General features: G+C 70.3%; 4 protein-coding genes. 2 read left to right on the top strand and 2 right to left on the bottom strand.

Annotated features, from left to right (window positions below):
• A partial coding sequence (locus tag EHS43_RS34370) for a helicase associated domain-containing protein (RefSeq protein ID WP_125194561.1) occupies window positions 1–2111 on the top strand: 2111 nt, incomplete at its 5' end.
• A 391-nt stretch (window positions 2112–2502) separates the two neighbouring features.
• Window positions 2503–2793, top strand: coding sequence for a hypothetical protein (locus EHS43_RS34365; protein WP_125194560.1), 291 nt, complete (start codon window positions 2503–2505; stop codon window positions 2791–2793).
• A 117-nt stretch (window positions 2794–2910) separates the two neighbouring features.
• On the opposite strand, the gene EHS43_RS34360 is transcribed toward EHS43_RS34365, so the two are convergent.
• Both EHS43_RS34360 and EHS43_RS34355 read right to left on the bottom strand, forming a co-directional pair.
• Window positions 2911–4254, bottom strand: coding sequence for a replication-relaxation family protein (locus EHS43_RS34360; protein WP_185806536.1), 1344 nt, complete (start codon window positions 4252–4254; stop codon window positions 2911–2913).
• A gap of 858 nt (window positions 4255–5112) precedes the next feature.
• Complete coding sequence (locus tag EHS43_RS34355; protein ID WP_260470834.1) at window positions 5113–5715, bottom strand: restriction endonuclease; 603 nt, start codon at window positions 5713–5715, stop codon at window positions 5113–5115.
• Window positions 5716–6220 lie beyond the last annotated feature (505 nt).

Genomic DNA, 6220 nt, shown 5'->3' with positions numbered 1-6220 from the left:
CTCCACACACCTTGAAGGTCAGTAAAACGGACGAGGCCCATCGGACGAGTGGGGATGGGCTGAGGCCATGGGCGGCCGTGCACGACCAGGCGCAGCTTCCTGCGGAGCGTCGGTTGTACATGACGGCGACGCCGCGGGTGTGGGAGGCCGAGGGTGAGCGGCCGCGGATGGTGGCGTCGATGGAGGATGGCTCCCCTGTCTTCGGGCCGGTGGCCTACAAGTTGACGCTTTCGGAGGCGGTCGGGCGGGGCATCGTGGCGCCGTATCAGGTGCTGTGCCTCGATATCCGTGATCCCGACCTGCATGCGGCGTTGACGAGCGAGGCTCCTGGCTCGGATGCCGTGAGGGGGGCGCGGTTGGCGGCGGTGCAGACAGGGCTGATGCAGGCTGCTGTCCAGGAGCGTTTCCGCAGGGTGTTGTCGTTTCACAGCCGGGTGAGTGAGGCTGCGGCGATGGCGGCCTCGGTCCCAACGACCGCGGCCCGGCTCGCCGCCGACGCCCCCGACACCTACCCGTCGGCCGGGCAGGTGTGGGCGGACTGGCTGTACGGCGCGCACGATCCCGGCCACCGCCGTCAGGTGCTCGATGAATTCGCCTCCGAATTCCTGGGCGGGCCGGATTTTGAGGGTCGTGATGTGCGGGCGGAATTGCGGGTGCTTTCCTCCGTTCGTGTTCTCGGAGAAGGCGTCGACACTGCCGAGTGTGATGCGGTCCTTTTCGCGGACGCGCGTGGGTCGATGGTGGACATCGTGCAGATGGTTGGGCGTGCTCTGCGGCTCAATCCGGGTCACGGGAAATTGGCGACGTTGATCGTTCCCGTGTTCCTCGGGCGGGACGAAGATCCGCACGATCTCCTCACCTCGGATGCCTACAACAGCCTGTCGAAGGTCCTTGGAGCTCTGCGGGCGCACGATGCGCAGACGATCGAGGCGCTCGCTGATCCCCGGCTGCGCAACAGTCGCGCTGCCTCCGAAGTGGGCGGTGAGATCGGTGAGTTGAGTGCGGACGAGGCGGGCCAGGACGACGTCGGTGAGGACGGGGGTGAGGAGGTCCAGGAGCAGGACGTCGTTCCGGCGGTGGGAGCTTCGGCGGCGGGGGTGTTGCGGTTCAGCGAGGAACGCGACCCGGCCGTCCTCGCGCAGTTCGTGCGGCTGCGGGTCATCGACCCCGAGGGCGCGTACTGGCGGCGCGGTATCGAGGCCGCCACACGGTGGCTGCGCGAGATGGGCGAGAGCGAGTTGCGGGTGCCGTTCACGTACGTCACGCCGGAGGACTGGGGAGCGTTGGGCGGGCACCCACTGGGGGTCTTCATCGCGGATCAGCGCCGGTACTACCGCGAGGGCACCCTGGACGCCAAGCGCGTGACCGAGCTGCAGAACCTGGGCATGGTCTGGTCCGTGCACGCCTCCGCGTGGGAGGCCGGCCTCGCCGTCGCCCGCGACTACGCAGCCGTCCACGGGCACTTCCTGCCGCCCACGACCGCCGTGTGGGGCGGAGACGGCTTCCCCATCGGCGTATGGGCCAAGAACATGCGAGCGTCGGCCCGCAGGAGCCGTGAGAACGCCGTACGCCGCGCGAACGGGGAAACGGGCATCTCCAGCGTCGGGGAGCTGTCAGAGAGCCGTATGGAGACCCTCACAGAGATCGACCCGGGGTGGGCGCCAGACGGGTGGGACGTCGCCTGGCAGCGTTCGTATCGGCTGCTGCTCGCGCACGTGAAGGCCGGGGGCGTGCTGCCGGACCGGGCGGGCGAGGTGATCGTGCAGGGCGAAGACCTCGCGGTGTGGGTCAGCGCGCAACGAGCTGGATGGGAGCGGCTGGCGCCGGCACAGCAGTACCTGCTCGAGACCATCGGCCTCGAGCCGCCTGCGGAGGGCGAGGTGGTCGGGCCGGTGCGGCGCACGCAGGATGAGATCTGGGAGCGGAACATGACCGCAGCCCGCCAATTCCACGCCCGCGAGGGGCATCTGCGCGTTCCGCGCCAGCACCGCGAGGACGTCGACGGGGAGCTGCTCGGACTCGGATCGTTCATCTCCAACGCCCGCCGCCGCGCCGACAAGCTCAGCCCCGAACGACGCGATTCGCTGACCGCGCTGGGGATGCGCTGGTAGAAGACGCCGACCGGCCTCACATTCAGCCGGAATTACGACATAACCCATGTGCAAGGCACGCGAGCGGGGCCCGGACCACAACGGTCCGGGCCCCGCTCGCGTGCCGACAGCCAGACAGCTATCCGACTCGACAGTCACGAATGCGTCCCGGACTGCTGGATTGCGCGGCTTGGGCTGGCCTACGTCACGGTGCTCTCGCCGCTTTGATCCCTGCTGCTGCGGCATTCGGCTCCCTAAAGCCGATGAGGACGGCAGCCACCGGAGTTGCGCGCCTAGCCCCGCGCTCCGGCACCGTGCTCCCGCCAAGAATTCGCCGCCGCCTGTGCTGTCCGTGTCGCCACCCGCAGCCCAACGGGTGAAAGACCCCCTGCCCCTGAAACTTGGAGACTCCGTGCCCGCCGCCCTCATCGCCGCCCTGGCTCCGACCGGAACCCTCGCGTTCGTCGCCCTCATCGTGTGGCGCCTCTTCCCGGGCGGACTCCCCGGGACGCTCACCGCCTGGACGCAGTACCGCACGACCACCACGGCGCGGACGAAGGCCCTGGATCCGGATGAGAGAACGAGCCGCAACGGTATGGAGATGCTGCGTCTGTCATACGGGACGGGCGCCGGGCCGGATCCCCAGACCACGCCCGCTGCCCCAGAGCAGCCGCCCGCCAGTCCAGGCGATCCCCCGCCCTGAACGGGCCGTGGCGGGCCCTCCTGGCTCCTGGTCGGGCCGACCACGGGCCAGACCACGGGCGCGACCGGGGAGTTGACAGGCTTGCGGGCGTGGACGTCGTCGGCCAGTTCTAGGCGGTCACGTTGTCGGCGGGCGGCGCAAGAGGGCCTTGAGCAAGCCTGTGGGCTGCTGGGCGAGGTCGATACGGCACAGAGGGCAGTGCCGGCCGTCCTCGGGAGGGGCGTCGTCGAAGCTCACGCCGGTCGGGCCGGTGACGGGCTGCCCGCATCGCGCGCAGGGAGCGGGCAGCTCGACTGCAGGAGCAGGGGTGGGGACAGGAGCAGGGGCGGTGTTGGTTGTCGACGTGCTGCGGGCTTGCGTCTGCTCTCGCTCCTGGCGTTCTTGTTCCTGCCGCTGGCGGCGGCGTTCGGCGTCGCGTCGCAGCCAGGCGTCATGGTCGTCGGGGTTTTCCAGGGCGTCGGTGAGGGTTTCCCACTGGCGGTGTCCGCAGCGCCACCACACTGCCTCCAGTGGCCCGTTTGTTTGCAGGCGCGGCAGGGTGGTGAAGAGGAGCGGGATGGCGTCCGTGTAGTTCTGGTAGCCGTCCCGCTCGCTCAGGGTGAGGCTCATGTTCTCGTACCGGCCGGACCACATGTCGCGGGTCAGGTGCAAGACCCGGTTCATCCGGTTCTTCAGTGCCTCCTGCCCGGCACGGGCTCCCGGGTTGAACACGACCGCGACCGGGGGGTGGCCCTCGCGGCCGGTGGGCGGGTACAGGGAGCGCCAGGCCGGAATTTCGCGGCCTTGGGCGTCTTTGGTTGTGCGGCGGAAGTAGTCGCGGTAGCGGTCGAACTTGGCGGCCAGGCGCTCCGGGCTCTCCGTGCAGTTGTCGACCTCCACCAGCAGCACCGGTACCCCCGCGTCCGGGGCGAGCAGTACCGCGTCGGTCTGGACCGTGGAGCGGCCCCGGGTGCCGCCGGACAGGACGTGCACCACTTCCGTCGACCAGGACGCGGGAGTGCCGATCCCGGCCGGCTCCCGCATGCCGGTTTCTTGAAGGGGTGTCACCGGTGCGGCGTCGGTGCGTTGTACGGGGCGGGTCGGTTCCGGGGCGGTGCGGGTGATGGCGATGACCGTCTCGTTCACGGCCATGGCGTGCGGGGCCCCCGAGCGGGCTGCGCCGCGGGCGGTGCCGCCCATCTCACCGGCCGGACGTGAGAGGACCTCAGCCGCGGCGTCCAGGCCGAGCGGGGTCAGGCCCCACAGTTTGGAGGCGTCCCGCGCGTTGCCCTCGGAGAGGACCAGGCCGTGCTTCGCGAGATCCAGACAGGCGTTGCGCACCGCCTTGTTGTCCTTGTGGCCCGGGCACATCAGCCGCCGCACCTGATCGGCGCTGGCGACCTTCAGCACGCCCAGCGCGGCCAGGACGTGTGCGCGTATCGCTCCGGTGGATCCGTACGGGTAGGTCTTCGAGCCACCCACCGCTGCCCCTTCCCTGCCTCTTGCGCAGCCCTGTGGCTGCGCAGCCGCGGGCCCGGCGGCGCGGGGCCCGCCAGCACCGCGCAAGCCTCCCGAGGCTCTCGACTTTCCGCCCGCCCCCACCCCTACCACCTACCACTGACACACAAGGGCGGCGGGGAGAGGAGAGAGAAGAGGGTTGTCGAGACCGTTGGTCGGGCTTGCCCACACGCGCTGACCAGGCAAAACCATGCGCGGCCTGCATGAGCAGACGGTAGGGGGTTCGGTAGGGACCCCGGCAGGGGGAATGGTAGGGAGCTTGACCCCCCTGCCCAGCGTCTGCGCAGGGCCGCTGAGTGCGCCGTAAAGCCCGCACGAAGGCCCAGCCAGGAGGTCGGCGACCCACTTGCAGGGGCCCCGCACTGCATGCTCGCACGAAGCGAACAGACTTTGGAAGGACTCCGGCAGCGCCGGGCCCGTGTACCAGGGCCCTCTCGCTCCGGAAGCTGGTCGCGGCCACGGTGCTCCCGGGCTACCCGCCCTGTGCCTGGCGCACTCCGGTCGGGCAGACCACCGGGGCCCCGCCCGGCGGGAGTCAGTCGGTGTCCAAGCCCTCAGCCTGAAGTTCGTGCAAGCTGGTCCGATGGACAACTAACGTCCCGTCCGGGCCGAGGTAGTGGGTCCAGCTGCAGCGGTAGTTCTTCGGGGGGCCTGGTCGCGTGCCCGGCACGTCCTCGCTGATCACCGCGCTTTCGCCGACACCGTCACCCGCATCAGCGGCGACCCCAGCACCCCGGAGCCGGGCCGAACACCGGATTCCGGGTGAGAAGCGCCATGACGGTGGGCGGGACCAACCGGTCCCGCCCACCGTGGTGATGAAGCTCAGCGCACCTGCGGAGGCTTCCGGGGCTGTGGGACAGCCGGAAGGATCTCCCACAGCGGTCGCCCGCCCCGCGCCCACTGCTCCAGCACCCGCCGGTCAACCAGGTGCAGGCGCTGCTGCCGGGCGAAATCGCGGGCAGGCCCGGAGACCCTCCCGTGGGTCACCATCACCACGACGTCGCCGCCGTGCACCGGCCGGCCGGTGCCGTTGAGCGTCTGCAGCTCCGGAGTCCCGACCGCCGAGCCGTCCAGCCCCTTCCTACGGTGCTTGCACTGGATCACCCACAGCCGGCCGAGGGGATCGTGCCCCTTCACGTCGGCGCCGAGGTCGCCCCGGCCGCCGCAGCGCAGCGCGTCGCGGGAACCGTCCCGGGCCAGCAGGTCACGTACAGCGTTCTCGAAGGCGCTGTGGTGCATGGCGTCCATCTGGCCGAGGGTGTAGGTCAGGCCTTCGACCCGCCGTTGCGCGGACCGCATCTGGTCAACCTGCCGGTAGATCCAGCCCGCGAGGGCGAGGAGCGCCAGCAGGCCGAACACGACCAGGACCCACCAGTGCGCCCACACCCACTGTCCGACCTTGACCAGCACCAACCCGAAGGCCATGAGTGCGCCTAAGGCGATGAGCAGATCGTCGTCGCTCGTGCGCCGCCGGCGCGGGCTCACCGGAAGAGCTCCGCCGCCACGGTGCGCAGCGCCCCGCGTACACCCCTGCCCGTGTGAGCGACGTTTTCATGTCCCCTGTTCCCGGGCACATTCCCCCCTCGTCTGCAGCTCCCCGCCGCTTTCATGACAGCACCCGGCACTGACAGTCGGCCCGCCGTAGGGATCACCCGTCTGAAAATCGTTGGCCTGTGCCCAACGGCTGTGCACAGTCGAGGAGTTGGCCGCCCGGGACTGTCCGTGCCGGGCGCTGCCGTCGAATGTTGCGCCGAGGAACACCCGGCCCCGCATTCGGGGGCGCTCCCCCCCTTTCACCGCCGAGGACCTCCCGTGACCTACGTACGCCCCCACTACCGCCGTGACGGCACCTACGTCAAAGGCCACAACCGCCGCACCCGGCCGCGCACCGCACCACCCCGTACGGCACCCCGACGCACCACCCAGCGGC

This window comes from Streptomyces sp. RP5T, from assembly GCF_003933965.1.
Lineage (GTDB): Bacteria > Actinomycetota > Actinomycetes > Streptomycetales > Streptomycetaceae > Streptomyces.
This window is presented reverse-complemented; position numbering and strand designations above follow the sequence as displayed.

Excerpts from the sequence above, each read along its gene's own strand:
- EHS43_RS34355 (WP_260470834.1), bottom strand. The coding sequence starts at position 5,715 with ATGGCCTTCGGGTTGGTGCTGGTCAAGGTCGGACAGTGGGTGTGGGCG.